We start from the raw sequence: 17,985 nt of genomic DNA on the forward strand, positions 1-17,985 counted from the left end.
GGTCAGGAGACGGTGAGGAACTCGGCGGTGCTCGGCACCCCTTGGGCGTCGAGCGCGAAGAGCATGTAGGTCCCGGGCAGGACCACGCCGGTGTCGGCGGGTACGGACACCGTGTACGTGCCGGTTCCCGTGGCCGTGGAGGCGAGGGGGACCCGCCGCTGGTCGTTGTCGGTGGAGTGGGTCGCGGCCGAGGCCCGCATCAGGACGAAGGACGCCACCGGGTCCTGGGTGCTCACGGTGAGCGAGGTGCCGGGGGCCGTCCTGGGCGGCACCCCTCCGGTGATGACGGGGCGCGGTTTCGGCGATCCGTCCGCGTTGAGCAGGTAGGGCGGGGTGAAGACGGACCCGTCGGGATGGTTGGTCGCGCAGTCGCCGCACAGGCCGCCGCCGCCGGAGAAGATCCGCCCGTCCGGCAGGAGGTTGGCCACGCTGTGGTAGTTGCGCGGGACGGCCATGGTGGCGAGCGGGGTGAAGGTGCCGGTCGACGGGTCCCACAGCTCGGGGGTCAGCACGGAGGTCGCATCGCTGAACGGCACCGGGTAGGCCTGTCCGCCGAAGACGGCCACCTTGCCGTCGGGCAGGACCACGCTGTTGCCGAAGGCGCGGGCGTGCTCCATGTCGCCCGTGCGGGCGGCCTGGACCTGGCTGCCGGAGATGCCGACGGTGTAGGCGCGCCGGGTGGCGGGGGTCTTCTCGTAGGCGGGCGAGCCGCCCAGGGTGAGCAGTTTGCCGATGTCGTAGGCGACGGCGTTGCCGGTCATGGCGTCCTGGCTGTCGGCCCGGGTGCCGGCGGAGGTGACGCCGCCCTGGCCGGTGGTCGAGATCCAGTTCATCTGCTTGCTCGGCCCCAGCTGGAGGACCTTGCCGCCCGAAGTGGCGTGCAGCCACATGTGGTTGTCGGCCCGGTAGGGTCCGGCCGGGTCGGCCGTCAGGGCGGAGGCGGCCGGAACGCCGGGGAGCCCCCGCCAGGTGCGGGTGTCCGGGGACCAGACCTCGGCGCCCTTGTCCCCCGCGGTTCCGCTCCAGGAGCCGCCCAGAACGAAGGCCTCACCGGTGGAGAGCAGGGTCATGGCCTGGTAGCCGCGGGCGGTGTTCATGCTGGTGGTGGCGGACCACGTGTCGGTGGCGGGGTCGTAGACGCTCGCCTTCTCCGCGTTGCTCCCCCCGGTGACCAGCACGCGGCCGTCGGCCAGCATGGCGATGCCGGGGCAGAACATGTCGTGGCCGGTGTGGTCGATGCGGCGCTGGGTGACCTTGCCGGTCTTCAGGTCCAGGATCGCGGTCTGGGTGTAGCCGCTGCTGCCGCCGAAGCGGTCGACCGCGTACGCCGACCAGGCCAGCAGCTTGCCGCCGGGCAGGGCGGCGGTGGCCACGGGCACCAGGGGGAAGCCGATGATCCGGTCCCAGGAGCCGTGGACGGCCGGGCTGGCCGGTCCGCTCAGGCGTATCTCGCCGGCGGAGGTCCACGGGCCGCGGCCGCCGGCCTCGGTGGTCACGGTCAGACGTATGAAGCGGGCGTTCTCGGTGCGGGTGAAGGTGGCGGTCTTGACGGTGTCGTCGTCCCGCCAGGTGCCCGCGGCGACCGGCGCTCCGAAGGCCGTGCCGTCCGTGCTGGTGGTGACGGTGTAGGCGCCGGCCCGGCCGTTGGCCCCGGTGGCGCGGGGGTGGTAGACGAGCGCGGAGACCGCTGTCGTGCGCCGGGTGTCGATGGTGATGCTGTGCGGCAGCGGGGCCGGGGTGCCGGACCAACGGCTGTGCCACAGGGTGGCGGTGTCGCCGTCGAGGACGTTGGCCGCCCGGCCGTTCTCGCCGCCGGTCTCCTCGTCGCTCGCGGTGGCGGTCCAGCCGGTGCGGGACAGGTCGACGGTGGCGGCCGGGGTGCCGGGGTCGCCCAGCAGGTTGATCTCGGCGGCGGAGGTCCACGGGCCGCGGCCGCCGGCCTCGGTGAGGGCGGTCAGCCGTACGAACCGGGCTCCCTGGGGGGCGAACCCGAGGGTCTTGGCTCCGGCGTCGTCGGCGAGGGTGCCGGTGGCGACGGGGGTCCCCCATTCCTGTCCGCTCGTACTGACGCTGATGGCGTACTCGCCGACGCGGCCGTTGGGACCGTTGGTGCGCGGCTGGTAGACGAGTGCGGAGACGACCGTCGTGCGCCGCATGTCGATGGTGATGCTGTGCGGCAGCGGGGCCGGGGTGCCGGACCAACGGCTGTGCCACAGGGTGGCGGTGTCGCCGTCGAGGACGTTGGCCGCCCGGCCGTTCTCGCCGCCGGTCTCCTCGTCGCTCGCGGTGGCGGTCCAGCCGGTGCGGTCCAGGGCCGGGGCTGCGGGTTCCATGGCGTTCGCCGGCGCGATGCCGTGGTGCGGGGAACGGTCGGCCGTCTGCTGGTCGAAGGGCACGGGCGCGGGCCGGGGCGCCGGGGCCCGGCCGGCCGCCGCGGGGCCCGCGACGCCGAGCCACGGCGTCAGGCCGATCAGCAGCGAGCCGAGGCCGAAGGCCATGAGCAGGTGGGACCGGCGTAACAGGCGAGGAAAGGCGAAGCGGCGCCTGGACTGCAATCTGACCTCCTGGAGCGAAAGGGCGTGCCCCAGGCAACATAGGTCAGTGAGACAGCAACTCGCCTAAAATACCGGATAGTTGGCGGAAACCCACGATACGGCCGAGGTCCCGGCGCCCGCCCCGGTGAAACCGGTCAGGATTGGAGAAGCGCCGTCCGGCGAGGCCTCGTAGCGTCGTGGGCATGGACATCGAACTCTCCCAGTGCTTCATCGCGGTCGACGACCACGACAAGGCGCTCGCCTTCTACCGCGACGCCCTCGGCCTGGAGGTGCGGGGCGACGTCGGGTACGAGGCGATGCGCTGGGTGACCCTCGGGTCGCCCGCGCAGCCGGACGTGGCGATCGTCCTCGAGCCGCCGCTGGCCGACCCCAACGCCTCGCCGGCCGACCGGCAGGCCATGGCGGACCTGCTGGCCAAGGGCCTGCTGCGCGGGGTGGTCTTCTCCACCGGCGACTGCGACGCCACCTTCGAGCGGGTCAGGGCCGCCGGCGGCGAGGTCCTGCAGGAGCCGATCGACCAGCATTACGGCGTGCGCGACTGCGCCTTCCGCGACCCGTCCGGCAACATGGTCCGCTTCGCCCAGTCCCGCAAGCCGTAGCCGCCGCCCGTGACGTCGTTGCCATGATCGCGCCGACGAAGTAGAACCAGACGTACTGCTCGGACCCGGCCGGATCGAGCCAGGCGACACCGAAGGGGGCCGCGCGAGCGGCCCCCGACCGACAGATGGAGACACGATGAGCAAGGTCACGAGGACGGCCAAGCAGTCGCCTGCGCCGCACGATGCCGACAGCCACGATCTGATCCGCGTGCACGGAGCGCGCGAGAACAACCTCAAGGACGTCAGCATCGAGATCCCCAAGCGCCGGCTGACGGTGTTCACCGGCGTGTCGGGCTCGGGCAAGAGCTCGCTGGTGTTCGACACGATCGCCGCGGAGTCCCAACGGCTGATCAACGAGACCTACAGCGCCTTCGTGCAGGGCTTCATGCCGAACCTGGCGCGTCCCGAGGTCGACGTGCTCGACGGACTGACGACCGTGATCAGCGTCGACCAGCAGCGCATGGGCGCCGACCCGCGCTCCACGGTCGGCACCGCGACCGACGCCAACGCGATGCTGCGCATCCTCTTCAGCCGGCTCGGCAAACCGCACATCGGCCCGCCCAGCGCGTACTCCTTCAACACCGCCTCGGTCCGGGCGTCCGGTGCGATCACCGTCGAGAAGGGCAACAAGAAGGCGGTCAGGGCGACCTACGAGCGCACCGGCGGCATGTGCACGCACTGCGAGGGCCGGGGCAAGGTCTCCGACATCGACCTCACCCAGCTCTACGACGACTCCAAGTCGCTCGCCGACGGCGCCTTCACCATCCCCGGCTGGAAGTCGGACAGCCAGTGGACGGTGGGGCTCTACGCCCAGTCCGGCTTCCTCGACCCGCACAAGCCGATCCGCAGGTTCACCAAGCAGGAGATGCGGGACTTCCTCTACGGCGAGCCGACCAAGGTGAAGGTCAACGGCGTCAACCTCACCTACGAGGGCCTGATCCCCAAGATCCAGAAGTCCTTCCTGTCCAAGGACAAGGAGGCGATGCAGCCGCACATCCGGGCGTTCGTGGAGCGGGCCGTCACCTTCACCACCTGCCCCGAGTGCGACGGCACCCGGCTCAGCGAGGGCGCCCGCACCTCGAAGATCAAGAAGATCAGCATCGCCGACGCCTGCGCGATGGAGATCCGCGACCTCGCCGAATGGGTCCGCGGGCTCGAGGAGCCCTCGGTGGCCCCGCTGCTCACCGCGCTCCGGCAGACCCTCGACTCCTTCGTGGAGATCGGCCTCGGGTACCTCTCGCTGGAACGGCCCGCGGGCACGCTGTCGGGCGGAGAGGCGCAGCGCGTCAAGATGATCCGCCACCTCGGCTCGCCGCTCACCGACATCACCTACGTCTTCGACGAACCCACCATCGGCCTGCACCCGCATGACATCCAGCGGATGAACGACCTGCTGCTGCGGCTGCGGAACAAGGGCAACACGGTGCTGGTCGTGGAGCACAAGCCCGAGACCATCGCGATCGCCGACCACGTCGTGGACCTCGGCCCCGGCGCCGGGACGGCCGGCGGCTCCGTCTGCTTCCAGGGGACCGTCGAGGGGCTGCGGGCCAGCGGGACCACCACCGGCCGCCACTACGACGACCGGTCCTCCCTCAAGGAGTCGGTGCGCAAGCCCACCGGAGCGCTGGAGATCCGCGGTGCTACGGCGAACAACCTGCGCGACGTGGACGTCGACATCCCGCTCGGGGTGCTGACCGTGATCACCGGGGTCGCCGGCTCCGGCAAGAGCTCGCTCGTGCACGGCTCGCTGCCGCACCGGGCGGGGGCGGCCGGCGAGGGCGTGGTGTCGATCGACCAGACCCCGATCCGCGGCTCCCGGCGCAGCAACCCGGCGACCTACACCGGCCTCCTCGACCCGATCCGCAAGGCGTTCGCCAAGGTCAACGGGGTGAAGCCGGCCCTGTTCAGCGCCAACTCCGAGGGCGCCTGCCCGACCTGCAACGGCGCCGGGGTCATCTACACCGACCTGGCGATCATGCAGAGCGTCGCCACCACCTGCGAGGACTGCGAGGGGAAGCGGTTCGACGCCTCGGTCCTGGAGTACCGCCTCGGGGGCCGCGACATCAGCGAGGTGCTCGCGATGTCGGTGACCGAGGCCGAGGAGTTCTTCGGCTCCGGCGAGGCGCACACCCCGGCCGCCCACAAGATCCTCGACCGGCTGGCCGACGTGGGCCTCGGCTACCTCAGCCTCGGCCAGCCGCTCACCACGCTGTCCGGCGGCGAGCGGCAGCGCCTCAAGCTGGCCACCCACATGTCGGAGAAGGGCGGGGTCTACGTCCTCGACGAGCCGACGACCGGTCTGCACCTCGCCGACGTCGAGCACCTGCTCGGCCTGCTGGACCGGCTCGTGGACTCCGGAAAGTCGGTCGTCGTCATCGAGCACCACCAGGCGGTCATGGCGCACGCCGACTGGATCATCGACCTCGGCCCCGGCGCCGGACACGACGGCGGCCGGATCGTCTTCGAGGGCACCCCCGCCGACCTCGTCGCCACCCGCCCCACCCTCACCGGCGAGCACCTCGCGGCCTACGTGGGCGCCTGACGGACACCGCCCGGACCCGGCGGCTCAGGTGCCGAGCAGCCGGGTCTCCGCGGCCGGCAGGCCCTTGGCCCACCAGTGGCCGTAGCGCCGGTAGGCCCCGGGGTCGCGGGGAGCGAGGAACGAGACGAGCGCCGCGGCCTCCGCGGCCAGCGCCTCCCAGGTGTCGTCCGGCAGGGGGTGGAAGGCGGCGGCCTCGATGCCCCCGTCGGCGGGGCGCCAGACGCCGGCGACGCGGCCGTCGACCAGCAGGGTGGGCAGCACGTCGCCGTTCACGCGGATCACGTGCTTGCGGTAGGCGGGCGGGATGACACGGCTGCGGTCGGCGTACGCGAGCAGGATGCTGTCCCACATCGCCATCAGCCGGGGCGGTGCGGGCGTGTCCCCGGCCGGCCGCGGCGCGCCCGGGACGTCGTACACCACCGTGCCGTCGGGGCCCTCCAGCTGCTCCAGTCCCTCGCCGAGCGCGTGCACCGCCGCGCGCACCCGGGCCCGCTGGACCAGCGCGAACTGCGCCATGTCCGCCACCGAGGCCGGGCCGAAGCCCTCCAGGTAGCGGCGGATCAGGACCTGCAGCCCGCCGGCCGCGGCGTCGGCGTCCGCCAGGACCGGCCGCCGCTCCGGCGCGACGTACGAGGGCCGGGCGGGGAACGACCAGGGAGCGCCGACGGGTGCGTGCCACAGCGGCGCGTACTGCCGCAGCATGCGCTGGGCCGCCGGCTCCATCGGTGCGCCGAGGCGCTCCTCGAGCCGGCTCCCCAACTCGGCGCCGGTGCGCGGGCGGTCGGCGTACTCCAGCAGGTCGGCGACCAGGTCCGCGGCGGCGTCGGGACCGATCCCGGAGGACCTGAACCGCGGGTCGCCGAGCCGCGAGCCGCTCAGGGTCGGTTCCATCGCCTCGCGGAAGGGCCGGAAGTCCTCGGCGTGGACGGCGTGCAGGGTCAGCCGCATCAGGGTCGCCTTGACCGTGCGCCGGCCGGTCAGGGCCGCGTCGAGGCCCGCCGGACCGAAGCCCTCCAGCCTGTTCCACAGCGCCACGTACGGGGAGGCCGGCTCCTGGGCCTGCAGGGCGACCACGCGGCGCACCGCGTCGTCGGCGCCGAGCGGCTCGCGGCGGAGCAGCAACTGCCGGGCGAGCGTCGCACGGTTGAGGGACTGCGCGCTGATCTTCATACCGGCATTCTCCTGTCATTCGGGGGATGGGTGCACCCCTGTCGGACGGGTGGCATACCTTCGTCACGTGGACCAGTTGATCGCAGCAGACCCGACCCGCATCGGTCCGTACCGTCTGATCGCCCGGCTGGGTGCGGGCGGTATGGGCCTGGTCTATCTGGGCCGTTCCGAGGGCGGGCGCACCGTGGCCGTGAAGGTCGTGCAGGCCGAGCACGCCGGGCACCCCGACTTCCGCAGGCGCTTCGCCCGCGAGGTGGCCGCCGCCCGGCGGGTGGGCGGGGAGTGGACGGCCGCGGTGCTCGACGCCGACCCGGAGGCCGCCGTGCCCTGGGTGGCGACGCAGTACATCCCGGGGCCGGACCTGCGCACCGTCGTCGCCGAGGACTTCGGGCCGTTGCCCGAGCACTCGGTGCACACGCTCGCCAACCGGCTCGCCGTCGCCCTGCAGGCCGTGCACGGGGCGGGCCTGATCCACCGGGACCTGAAGCCGTCCAACGTCCTCGTCACCGTCGACGGCCCCCGCGTCATCGACTTCGGCATCGCGCGCGCGATGGACAGCCTGGCCGGGGACAGCCTGCACACCCGCACCGGCATGCTGATCGGGTCCCCCGGCTTCATGTCCCCCGAGCAGGTCCGCGGCCTCGAACTCACCCCCGCCAGCGATGTCTTCTGCCTGGGTGCCGTCCTCGTCTACGCGGCCACCGGACGGCTGCTGTTCAGCGCCGGCGACTCGGGACTGAACGCCCACCTCTTCCGGGTCGCCGAGGAGGAGCCGGACCTCACCGGTGTGCCCCCGTCGCTGACCGGTCTCGTACGCGCCTGCCTGGCGAAGGACCCGGCCGAGCGGCCCACCCCCGAGCAGGTGGCCGAGCACACGGCCGTGGACCAGCCCGGGGAGTGGCTGCCGGGCACGGTTCTGGCGCAACTCGGCCGCCGTGCCGCCCGGTTGCTGGACTACGCGCCGGAGGTGTCCGCCGAGGCCCCCGCCGCGCGGCCGGACCCCCGTGTCCCGTCCCTCCCGCACCAGCACCAGCCGGCGCCGCCCGCGTACGCGCCCACGGCACCGGCGCACGGCTTCGGGCCGCCCCCGGCCGCCCTCCAGGACCCGGCTGCCCCGCACCCCAGGCGGTGGTGGGGCTTGGGGGTGATCGCCCTGGCGCAGCTGCCGGTGCTGCTCGACGTGATGGCCTTCAACATCGCCCTGCCGTCCGTCCAGGCCGAACTCGACCTCAGCGGCGACGGCTTGAACCCGGCGGTCAGCGCCTACGTACTGGCCTTCGGCGGGCTGCTGCTGCTCGGCGGGCACATCGCCGACCTCGTGGGGGCCAAGCGGGCCCTGGTCATCGGCCTGGCCGGCTTCGCGCTGGCCTCCGTGCTCGGCGGATCGGCCGGCGACCCCGGTCTGCTGATCGCGGCGCGCGCCCTCCAGGGCGCCTTCGCCGCCCTGTTGACGCCCTCCGCGCTGTCCCTGGTGTCCACCGGTTTCCCCGACCCGAGGGAACGCGCCCGGGCCTTCGGGATCTACGCGGCGGTCGCCGCCGGCGGCGGGGCCCTCGGCCTGCTCACGGGCGGCTGGCTCGCCGAGGCGCTGTCCTGGCGCTTGGCCCTGTACGCCTGCGTGCCGCTCGCCGCGCTCGCGCTGACCGGCGCGGCCACCCTGCTGCCGGGGCGCCCGGGACGGGCGGGAGCCCGTTTCGACTGGCTGGGCGGGCTGCTCGGCTCGGCGGGAACCGCCGCCCTGCTCTACGGCCTGGACGAGGCCGGGCGGCTCCACTGGACCGCTCCGCTGCCGCTGGGCCTGATCGCGGTGGGCGTCCTGCTGCTCGGGGCCTTCCTGTGGTGGCAGGCCGTCGCCTCCGGCCCCCTGCTCGCGCCGCACCTCACCCGGGACCGCGACCGCGCCGGCTGCGTCCTCGCCATGGCGCTGGCCGGGGCCGGCATGCTGGCCCTGCTCCCCACGCTGACCATCTGGCTGCAGTACGTCCACGGCCACGGCCCCGGCATGACCGGCGTGATGATCCTGCCCGTGGCCGCCTCGGCCGTCATCGCCGCCACCCAGGTCGCGGCGCGCCTGCAGCACCGCACCGCGCCGCGCGTGCTGATCGTGTCGGGCCTGGTGACCGCGGCGGTCGGGCTGATGCTCCTCGCCGGCATCGACTCCGGCAGCGGCTACGGGCCCCACGTGGTGCCCGGCATGCTCCTCGCGGGCTTCGGCACCGGCCTCGCCTTCGTGCCGGTCTTCGCCACCGCGACCGCCGGCGCCGCCCCGCGGCACTCCGGCGCGGCCTCGGGGATCCTCCTCGCCGCCCAGCAGGTGGGCGAGGCGATCGGCGTGGTGCTGCTCACCGGCCTCATCACCGCCCGCCTGAACGACGCCTCGGAGGACGATCACTCCGAGGCACTGCTGCACGGGTACACCGACACCCTCTGGTGGGCGGCCGGCGCCCTGCTGCTGGCGGCGCTGGTCGCCGGCCTGATGGTGACGGCCAGGCCGCCCGGGGCGCCCGGGGCCTCCGGGGTCAACGCGCCCCGGCGGACGGCGGGGTGACCGTCAGGGTGCGCGGCGCCCGCTCCGGCGGTGCGGGCAGCCGGAGCGGCGTGCGGCCCGGGGTGAGGCTGCCGAGGACCCGGGGCCCCGCCGCGCCCGTGCACTCCGGCAGGGTGCCCGGCAGGCCGTGCAGGGTGAGGTAGCCGAGCACGGCGAAGGCGTACGCCTCCTTGGCGGCGCTGGGCAGCCCGAGCGCGTCCGAGGTGCGCAGCCGTACCGCGGCGCCGAGTTCCTGCCGCAGTGCGGCCATCAGGGCGGGGTTGCGGGTGCCGCCCCCGGAGGCCAGCACCTCCGTGACGCCGTACGGGCGCAGCGCGTCGGCGACCGTTCGGGCCGTGAGCCGGGTGAGGGTGGCCAGGACGTCCGGGGCGGGGAGCGGGCCGACCGCGTCCAGGGCCGTCCGCAGGTAGCCGGAGTGGAACAGCTCCCGGCCGGTGGTCTTGGGCGCGGGCAGCACGTAGTACGGATCGGCCAGCAGCCGGTCGAGCAGCGGGCGGTGGACGGTGCCGCGGGCCGCCAGGCGGCCGTCGGTGTCGTGGTCGAGGCGCCCGGCGGTGAGGTGGCGGGCGGCGGCGTCGAGCAGGGCGTTGCCGGGTCCGGAGTCGAAGGCCGCCGGGGTGCCGTCCGGGGTGAGCACGGTGGCGTTGGCGATGCCGCCGACGTTCAGCGCGGCCGGTACTCCCGGGTGTCCGCGCAGCAGCATGCGGTCGATCAGGCCGACCAGGGGTGCGCCCTGCCCGCCGGCGGCGACGTCGCGGTTCCGGAAACCGGAGATGACGGGGAGTCCGGTCGCCTCCGCGATCCAGGCGGGCTCGCCGAGTTGCAGGGTGCCGTGCACGCGGCCGCCGTCGGCCCAGTGGAAGACGGTCTGGCCGTGGGAGGCGACCAGTTCGGCCCCCCCGGCGCACAGTTCACGGTCGGCCCGGACGGCGAGGCGGGCGAAGGACTGCCCGATGCGGGTGTCGAGGCGGCACACGTCGGCGAGGGTGGTGCGGCCGGGCGGGAGCGCGGCCGCGAGCGCGTGGCGCAGCTCCTCGTCGTACGGTTCGCTGACCATGCCGAGCGGGGTCAGGCGCAGTTCGGTGCCCTCGCGCGTGATGCGGGCGGCCGCGGCGTCGACGGCGTCGCAGGAGGTGCCGGACATCAGGCCGATGACGGTGGTCCGCGTCGATTCCGGTGCGGGCGGCGGGGTGTGCCGGTTCATCGCAGGGGCCTCAGGTGGTCGTCGGGGCGCAGGGTGAGCAGGGCGGGCACGGCGAGCGCGCAGGCGCCTGCCGCGTAGTAGGCCGGGATGTCGGGGTTGCCGGTGTGCCGTACGAGCGTGGTGACGACGAGGCCCGCGCAGCCGGAGAAGACGGCGTTGGACAGTGCGTAGGCCAGGCCGAGCCCGGTGCTGCGCACGCGGGTCGGGAACATCTCCGCGAGGAGGGCGGGGCCGGGCCCGGCCAGCAGTCCGATCATCGCGCCGGCCACCGCCAGCAGCGCCGCCTTCACCGGGGCGCAGACGGCGGGGTCGCGCAGCAGGTGCAGGAGCGGGAGGGCGCTCAGCACGACCAGGACGCTGCCGGTGAGCATGACGGCGCGCCGGCCCACCCGGTCGCTGAGCGCGCCGGCGGGCAGGATCGCGGCGGCGAATCCGAGGTTGGCGACGAAGGTGGCGGCCAGGGCCTGCTGGAAGGTGGTGCCGAGGGTGGCCTGGAGGTAGGAGGGCAGGACGACGAGAAAGGTATAGCCGGCCGCGGACCACCCCATGATCCGCCCGATCCCGAGCACGACGGCCCCCGCGGTACCGGTCCCGCCGGCGGTCCGTGGCGAGCCGGGGATGTCCGTCGGGGCCGGAGCACCCACCGGGGCCGGGGCGCCCACCGGGGCCGGGGCGCTCGCCGGAGCCGGGGGGTCCGGGCTCTCCCAGGTCGTCGGGGTGGGCGGCGGGGCCGTTTCCGGGAGGCGGAGCCGGAGCCACAGCGCCACGCCGCCCAGCGGCACGGCGAGCAGGAAGGGGACGCGCCAGCCCCACGCGTACAGGGCGCTTTCGGAGAGCACGGTCGCCAGCGCGGCGGCGAGGCCCGCGCCCGTGAGGAGCCCGAGGGCGACCGTGAACGACTGCCAGGCGCCGTGGCGGCCGCGCCGGCCGGCCGGTGCGGTCTCGGTCAGCAGGCTCACCGCTCCGCCGAACTCGCCCCCGGCGGAGAGGCCTTGGACGCAGCGCAGGAGGGTCAGCAGCCAGGGCGCGAGGGCGCCGATGGCGGAGTACGCGGGCAGTGCTCCGATCAGGGCGGTCGCGCCCGTCATCAGGGAGACGGCGAGCACGAGCGCCGGCCGGCGGCCCGTCCGGTCCGCGAGCCGCCCGAAGAGCAGGGCGCCCAGCGGGCGGAAGAAGAAGGCGATGGCGAAGGCGGCGTAGGTCGCGATGAGCGCCTGCGCCCGGTCCCCGCCGTCCGGGGTGAAGAAGCGGGCGGCGATGACGGTGGCGAAGGAGCCGTAGACGCCGAACTCGTACCACTCCACGAAGTTGCCGACGGACCCGGCGAGGAGGGCGCGGCGGGCGGACGGCGGACGGACGGGCACGGCGGCCACGGCGGACGCCGCGGACCGGCTCTTCGGGCGGGTAGCGGGGCGGGGAGCGGGGCGGGCCACGGTGGCTGGCTGCCCGGGCGGAGCCCCGACGATGCGCGGGGCGGCCGGATTTCAGCGGAACGGCCGCACGCCGGGGCGCGCCCCTCCGCGCCCCGGCCGGTGCGGCGCGACGATGGAGGAATGGCAGACACCTTCACCAGCCGGACCATCGACGTCGTCACCGGCACGTCGGAGACCGTCCACGACCTGACCGCCGCCTGTGCGGAGTTCCTTCAAGCGGCCGCCCGGGGACGGGACGGACTGCTCAACGTGTTCACCCCGCACGCGACGGCGGGCCTGGCCGTCATCGAGACGGGCGCCGGCAGCGACGAGGACCTGTTGGAGGCCCTGCGCACGCTGCTGCCCGCGGACGGCCGCTGGCGCCACCGGCACGGCTCCCCCGGGCACGGCCGCGACCACGTGCTGCCCGCGATCGTGCCCCCGCACCTGACCCTGCCGGTGATCGGCGGGGGGCTCGCGCTCGGCACCTGGCAGTCGGTGGTGCTGGTCGACACCAACCGGGACAACCCCGAGCGCACCGTGCGGCTGTCCTTCCTGGCCTGACCGCGACAGGGACTAGATGATTGATTCCAAGGCCTTAGTGGTCGTAGGCGGTCAGTGATCGGATGACTGGTCCACCGGTCTTGTGGTTGTGCCATATCGCGGCGGTCAGGGCGAGGAGTCGTTGCAGGACCCGGACGGTGACCCCGGCGGGAGTGCGGCCGCCGTGCCGTTCGAGGTCGAGTTGTCCCTTGAGGGTCTGGTTGACCGACTCGATCAGCTGACGCAGCGGTTTGAACAGCTCGGCTCCGGCCCGTTCGGGCTCACCCTTGCGGGCCGGCCGCAGAAGCCGGACGCCCAGGTCGGCGAGGTCCCTCTCGAAGGCGCGGCCGTAGTAGTTCCTGTCCGCCAGCAGTGTCGGTGGTGGCCGGTTGGCGAGCAGGCCCGGTTCGATGTGGAAGATGTCCAGCAGCACTTCGCGTTCGACGGCTTTGGCTCCGGTCAGCGCGAAGGCAATGGGCAGGCCGTGCAGGGTGCAGACCAGGTGCAGGCGCAGCCCCCAGAAGAACCGTGAGTGGCTGGCGCAGTAGCCGTACTCGGCCCATCCGGCCAGGTCGGAGCGTCTCGCGGTCTCCCGGGAGCGTCCGCACTCCACCGGTGTGGAGTCCACGATCCACACGTCATCGGTCCAGAGTGCGGTGTCGGCGGCCAGCTCCCGCAGGACCTGTCTGACCAGGCCCGACGCCCGTCGCAGGCGTTTGTTCCAGCCCGGCTGCTGGGGCAGGTACGGGAAGAGATGCCGCAGGCGGGCGTGGGCGTGGCGCAGCCAGCGTGCCTCGGAGACGAAGCCCAGCAGGGCCTGCATCACCGCGAGGGTGACCAGTTCCGCGTCACTGAGCTTCGGCTCCAGGCCCACCCGCGGCCGCCACGGAGCAAGATGCGGCGAAGCCTTCAAAAGGTCATCGACCCGCACGTACAGTGCAGTTGCGAGGGTGTCTATCTCGGTCGTCACAAACTGAGAGTGGGCACCCTCGCGTCCGTGCAGCTACCCCTTGGAATCAATCATCTAGGCCAGGAGGCGGCGGATCCGGGCGCGTAGCCCCGTGGCACGCACACCGACCCATTACTGTCCGTTTAATCAGGTAATCGGACGATTTGGAGATGTGCGGTGCGTCGTCTCACTGTTGCCCTCACCACGCTCGCGACGCTCGGCGCCGGCGTCCTCCTGGGCCCCCAGGCGGTCTCGGCCGGCCAGGCGGGTCCCAGCCGGGGCACGAACATCCTCGTCGTCGGCATCGACAGCCGCACCGGTATCTCCGCCGCCGAGAAGAGACGGCTCCACGTCGGCGGCAAGGGCTGCAACTGCACCGACGTGATGATGCTCGTGCACCTGTCGGCGGACCAGCGCCGGGCGAGCGTCGTGTCCATTCCGCGCGACTCCTACGTCGAGTACGCGCGCACGACCGCCACCGAACCCGCCCGGTGGGGCAAGATCAACGGCGCGTACGCGGTCGGCGGCGGCCCCCTGACCGTGCGCACCGTCGAAAAGGCCACCGGCCTGCACGTCGACCACTACCTGGAGACCGGTTTCACCGGCTTCGAGCAGGCCGTCAACGACCTCGGCGGCGCGACCTTGTGCACGGACAGGCCGCTCAAGGACGAGAACTCCGGCCTCGACGTCACCGCGGGCGTCCACCGCACCGACGGCAACGGCACGCTGCGCTACGTCCGGGCCCGGCACGTCAACCAGCGCCCCGGGGACCTCGGCCGCGTCCGCCGCCAGCAGCGCGTGGTCAACGACCTGCTGGCCCGCCTGACCGCCGAGGGCGCTCTGGACGGTCCGGTGAGCACGGCGCGCACCGCCCGGGCCCTGCTGAAGTCCGTACGCACCGACGCGCGCACCGGCCTGCACGACCTGATCCGCATCGGCTGGGCGCTCGGCCGGCTGCGCGCGGACCGCACCGAGTTCGCGACCGTGCCGATCCGCCTCTTCGACCACCGGGTGCCGGGGGTGGGCTCCACCCTGGTGTGGGACGAGCCCCGGTCCGCGGCGCTGTGGGACGCTCTCGGCGCGGACCGCCCGATCACGGGCGACCCCCGCATCCAGCCCGTCCCGGAGACCCCGGTCCCGAGCAACCCGGCCGTCATCCCGGTCCGCGTGGACGACGCGTCCGTGGCGGAGGCGCTGCGCGCGGGCGGTTTCGCCGCCACCGCCACGCAGGCCGCACCGGCCGCACGCCCCGCCGGACCGCCGGTGATCACCTATCCGGCCGGGCGGGACGAGGACGCGGCGACCCTGGCGGCCGCCCTGCCCGGCGCCCTCCTGCGGCCCGATCCGCAGCAGGAGGGGACCTTCGACGTCGCCGTCGGCGACCGGCCCGTCCAGGTCAGGACGGTCACCTACGACCGCAACGTCGCGGACGGCGCCCCCGTCACCGCCGACCGGCTCCGCTGCGCCGACGCGACCGCGCAGCCCGCTCCCGGCGCCGCCCCGGCCGCCGCCGGACGGTAGCGCGGCGATGCGGCGCCCGGAGCGCGGGGGCTCCTCACACGCTGATCGCGACCTTCCCCCGCACCTGGCCCGACCTCAGACGGCGTATGGCGTCCGAGACTTCGCCCAGCGGGTAGGTCCGGTCGATGGCCGGGGTGAGCGCGCCGGACTCGAGGAGTTCCCCGAGGGCGCGCAGATCCTCGGGCTTCGGGGTGGAGGCGAGCACCCGCACCCGGGAACGGATGAAGGGGGACACGAGCAGGGCCCCCAGCTGTCGGTGATACCCGCCGAGCCAGCGGCCGTCGGTCTCGCCGCCGACCATGACCAGGGTCCCGCCGGGGTTCAGCACCCGGCGCAGCCGCTTGAGGGAGTGGTTGCCCGCGATGTCGAGGACGAGGTCGTAGCGCCGGCCGCCGAGGGTCGGGTCCTCGCGGGCGTGGTCGAGGACCTCGTCGGCGCCGAGGGAGCGGACCAGGTCCGCCTTGGAGGCGCTGCACACGCCGGTGACGCGGGAGGCCCCCAGCGCCTTGGCCAGTTGGACGGCATAGGTCCCGACCCCGCCCGAGGCCCCGATCACCAGGACCCGCCCGCCGGGCCGCAGCCGGCCGGCACGGCAGGCCTGGAGGGCGGTGGACCCGGAGATGGTGACGACCGCCGCCTGTTCGGGTGTGAGCCCGGCCGGGCGGGGCGCGAGCGCGTCCTCCTTGGCGCAGGCGTACTCCGCGAAGGAGCCGGTGCAGGTTCCGTACACCTCGTCGCCGGGCCGCAGCCGGGTGACGTCCGGGCCGACGGCCTCCACCCGGCCCGCCACGTCCATGCCCGGGACGCGCTGCCGGGGACCCCGCAGGCCGAAGCCCGCGCGGAGCGCCATCGGCAGACCTGCCATCAGGTGCCAGACACCCATGTCGACGCCGGCCGCCCGCACGCGCAGGAGCACCTCGCCCCGGCCGGGCACGGGCCGTTCGATCTCATCGAGGCGCAGGACGTCGGGTGTTCCGTAGGCGTCCTGGACGATGGCTCTCATGAAGTGCCTTCCTCTGTGCCGGTGTTGCCCGAGCCGCCCGGGTGGGCCGCGTACTGGAAGACGGTGTCGAGGGGGACCCCGAACACCTGGGCGATCTGGAAGGCCATCTCCAACGAGGGCGAGTAGCGGCCCTGTTCGATGGCGATGACGGTCTGCCGGCTGACGCCGATCCGGCGGGCGAGCTCGGCCTGGGTCATCTCGCCGTGGGTGAAGCGCTGGGCCCGGATGGTGTTGGTGACCCGCGTCGCCTTCACCACGGGTGGAAACCGAACCGGTAGGAGATGACCTTGACCGCCGAGCCGACCACCGACGACAGGACGAAGGCCAGGAAGATGGCGTTGGCGATCCAGAACGGAGCGGCTTCGGCCATCGCCAGCAGCAGGCCACCCACCGCGCCGACCACCACCAGCGACTGCCCCACGTACTCACCGAAGCGGTGGATCTCGCGGTCGCGCTGGTCCTTGGCGTTCGCCTCCCGCGGCGCGGCCGCGGCGATCACGACGTGCGCCGCGACCGACACGGCGACCGACAGGCCGACCGTCCACAACAGGGCTTCCACATAAGGCGCTTGGGTCAGGGGCACCGCCGCCGGGCGCCCCAACACCACCCACAGGTACGCCGCGTACGACACGACCGCGACCACGAGCATGCTCCAGGCACGCTTCTCCTCGACTGCCACTTGCGCTCCCACTCCCCCATGTAAAGAAAACCAGACACTCGGAGTGTCAAGCAGTCACGACATCGTGTCAAGGATTCTTTACCCCGGACGACGGCAGCGACTAATCTGTGCGGCATGACGACGCACAGGACCGAACAAGTGAGCGTGGACGCGATGATCGAGGACCTCCGGGTGCTCGTGGAGACCGAGTCGCCTTCGCGCGACGTCGAGGCCTTGACGGCGTCGGCCAAGGTGGTCGCCTCCGTGATCGAGAGCCGCCTCGGCGGGCAGGCCGTCCTCGTCGAGAGCGAAGCCGGGCCGCACGTCCACTGGTCGGGGGGCGCCGAGCCCCGGGTGCTGGTCCTCGGTCACCACGACACGGTGTTCCCCCTCGGCACCCTGGAGCGCCGCCCGTTCCTGGTCCAGGACGGGCACGTGACCGGGCCCGGAGTCTTCGACATGCTCGGCGGCCTGGTCCAGGCCGTCCACGGCCTGGCATCCCTCGAGGACCGGTCGGGCGTCGAGATCCTGGTGACCGCCGACGAGGAGGTCGGCTCGCGCTCCTCCCGGGCCCTCATCGAGGAACGGGCCCTCGCCTGCGGCGCGGTGCTCGTACTGGAGGGCGCCGCCGACGGAGGCGCCCTCAAGACCGGCCGCAAGGGCTGCGGCACCTTCCAGGTCTCCATCGCGGGCCGGGCCTCGCACGCGGGGCTCGAACCCGCGGCCGGGGTCAACGCCCTCGTCGAGGCGGCACACCAGGTACTGGACATCACGGCGCTCGGCCGGCCGGAGATCGGCACGACCGTCACCCCGACCGTCGCGTCCGCGGGAACCCTGGACAACGTCGTACCCGCCGGGGCGACCGTCATCGTCGACGTCCGCGTCGAGTCGGACGCGGAGAAGGAGCGCGTCGAATCCGCCTTCGCGGCGCTGGCTCCGCACCTCGACGAGGCGGAGATCTCGGTCGAGGGGGGCCTGGGCCGGCCCCCGATGCCCGAGTCGGCGGCGGCCGAGCTCTTCGCCGTGGCGCAGCGGCTGCTGCCCGGCATCGAGGGCAAGGCGGTCGGGGGCGGGAGCGACGGCAACTTCACGGCCGCACTGGGGGTGCCCACGCTGGACGGCCTCGGGGCGGTCGGCGGCGGGGCCCACGCCGACCACGAGTACGTGGTGATCGAGGCGATGGCCGAGCGGGCGAACCTCGTGGCGAGTCTGGTGACGGAGCTTCAGCGCCGCTAAGTGGCGCTCCTCCTCGGCGCGTTGGGGCGGGAGGGCATCCGGTAG

14 protein-coding genes are annotated in these 17,985 nt (G+C 73.6%); 6 read left to right on the forward strand and 8 right to left on the reverse strand.

Features of this window, described 5'->3' with window-relative positions; genetic code table 11:
- Positions 1–2 precede the first annotated feature (2 nt).
- Positions 3–2,555 (reverse strand): galactose oxidase family protein, encoded by a 2,553-nt coding sequence (locus BGK67_RS04720; protein WP_244291147.1) that lies wholly within the window; start codon positions 2,553–2,555, stop codon positions 3–5.
- Between the two features lie 182 nt (positions 2,556–2,737).
- On the opposite strand from BGK67_RS04720, the gene BGK67_RS04725 reads away from it, so the two are divergent.
- Both BGK67_RS04725 and BGK67_RS04730 read left to right on the forward strand, forming a co-directional pair.
- The gene (locus BGK67_RS04725) at positions 2,738–3,154 is read left to right on the forward strand and encodes a VOC family protein (RefSeq protein ID WP_069923632.1); all 417 of its coding nucleotides are present in this window, start codon (positions 2,738–2,740) and stop codon (positions 3,152–3,154) included.
- A 136-nt stretch (positions 3,155–3,290) separates the two neighbouring features.
- Positions 3,291–5,696 carry an ATP-binding cassette domain-containing protein gene (locus BGK67_RS04730; protein ID WP_069918709.1) on the forward strand — a complete coding sequence of 802 codons (2,406 nt, stop codon included), beginning with the start codon at positions 3,291–3,293 and terminating at the stop codon, positions 5,694–5,696.
- Positions 5,697–5,720: 24 nt separating this feature from the next.
- Here the strand turns inward: BGK67_RS04730 and BGK67_RS04735 are convergent, their stop codons facing one another.
- Positions 5,721–6,866: a winged helix DNA-binding domain-containing protein gene (locus tag BGK67_RS04735; protein WP_069918710.1), complete on the reverse strand. Its 1,146-nt coding sequence runs from the start codon at positions 6,864–6,866 to the stop codon at positions 5,721–5,723.
- Positions 6,867–6,933: 67 nt separating this feature from the next.
- Between BGK67_RS04735 and BGK67_RS40915 the strand changes: the two genes are divergently transcribed.
- On the forward strand, positions 6,934–9,414 hold the full coding sequence (locus tag BGK67_RS40915; RefSeq protein ID WP_347878400.1) for an MDR family MFS transporter: 2,481 nt from the start codon (positions 6,934–6,936) through the stop codon (positions 9,412–9,414).
- Here the strand turns inward: BGK67_RS40915 and BGK67_RS04745 are convergent.
- Positions 9,386–10,618 (reverse strand): anhydro-N-acetylmuramic acid kinase, encoded by a 1,233-nt coding sequence (locus BGK67_RS04745; RefSeq protein ID WP_069918711.1) that lies wholly within the window; start codon positions 10,616–10,618, stop codon positions 9,386–9,388. The two genes, BGK67_RS40915 and BGK67_RS04745, sit on opposite strands and share 29 nt — an antisense overlap.
- On the reverse strand, positions 10,615–11,982 hold the full coding sequence (locus BGK67_RS04750; protein WP_244291148.1) for an MFS transporter: 1,368 nt from the start codon (positions 11,980–11,982) through the stop codon (positions 10,615–10,617). The genes BGK67_RS04745 and BGK67_RS04750 overlap by 4 nt, the downstream gene beginning before the upstream one ends.
- A 189-nt stretch (positions 11,983–12,171) precedes the next feature.
- On the opposite strand from BGK67_RS04750, the gene BGK67_RS04755 reads away from it, so the two are divergent.
- On the forward strand, positions 12,172–12,594 hold the full coding sequence (locus BGK67_RS04755; protein ID WP_069918713.1) for a YjbQ family protein: 423 nt from the start codon (positions 12,172–12,174) through the stop codon (positions 12,592–12,594).
- 34 nt (positions 12,595–12,628) lie between these two features.
- Here the strand turns inward: BGK67_RS04755 and BGK67_RS04760 are convergent, their stop codons facing one another.
- Positions 12,629–13,543, reverse strand: coding sequence for an IS982 family transposase (locus BGK67_RS04760; protein ID WP_069918714.1), 915 nt, complete (start codon positions 13,541–13,543; stop codon positions 12,629–12,631).
- 156 nt (positions 13,544–13,699) lie between these two features.
- Between BGK67_RS04760 and BGK67_RS04765 the strand changes: the two genes are divergently transcribed.
- Positions 13,700–15,043, forward strand: a complete 1,344-nt coding sequence (locus BGK67_RS04765; protein ID WP_069918715.1) for an LCP family protein — start codon at positions 13,700–13,702, stop codon at positions 15,041–15,043.
- A 34-nt stretch (positions 15,044–15,077) separates the two neighbouring features.
- On the opposite strand, the gene BGK67_RS04770 is transcribed toward BGK67_RS04765, so the two are convergent.
- The 3 genes from BGK67_RS04770 to BGK67_RS04780 are packed head-to-tail and all read right to left on the reverse strand — an operon-like array spanning position 15,078 to position 16,725.
- Positions 15,078–16,046 (reverse strand): NAD(P)-dependent alcohol dehydrogenase, encoded by a 969-nt coding sequence (locus BGK67_RS04770; RefSeq protein WP_069918716.1) that lies wholly within the window; start codon positions 16,044–16,046, stop codon positions 15,078–15,080.
- Complete coding sequence (locus BGK67_RS04775) at positions 16,043–16,303, reverse strand: helix-turn-helix transcriptional regulator (protein WP_069918717.1); 261 nt, start codon at positions 16,301–16,303, stop codon at positions 16,043–16,045. The genes BGK67_RS04770 and BGK67_RS04775 overlap by 4 nt, the downstream gene beginning before the upstream one ends.
- A complete protein-coding gene (locus tag BGK67_RS04780; protein ID WP_208948650.1) occupies positions 16,297–16,725 on the reverse strand; it encodes a hypothetical protein in 429 nt (142 codons plus the stop codon). The genes BGK67_RS04775 and BGK67_RS04780 overlap by 7 nt, the downstream gene beginning before the upstream one ends.
- A gap of 114 nt (positions 16,726–16,839) precedes the next feature.
- On the opposite strand from BGK67_RS04780, the gene BGK67_RS04785 reads away from it, so the two are divergent.
- The gene (locus tag BGK67_RS04785) at positions 16,840–17,940 is read left to right on the forward strand and encodes a M20 family metallopeptidase (protein ID WP_069918719.1); all 1,101 of its coding nucleotides are present in this window, start codon (positions 16,840–16,842) and stop codon (positions 17,938–17,940) included.
- Positions 17,941–17,985 lie beyond the last annotated feature (45 nt).

The sequence above is a fragment of the Streptomyces subrutilus genome, assembly GCF_001746425.1.
Lineage (GTDB): Bacteria > Actinomycetota > Actinomycetes > Streptomycetales > Streptomycetaceae > Streptomyces > Streptomyces subrutilus_A.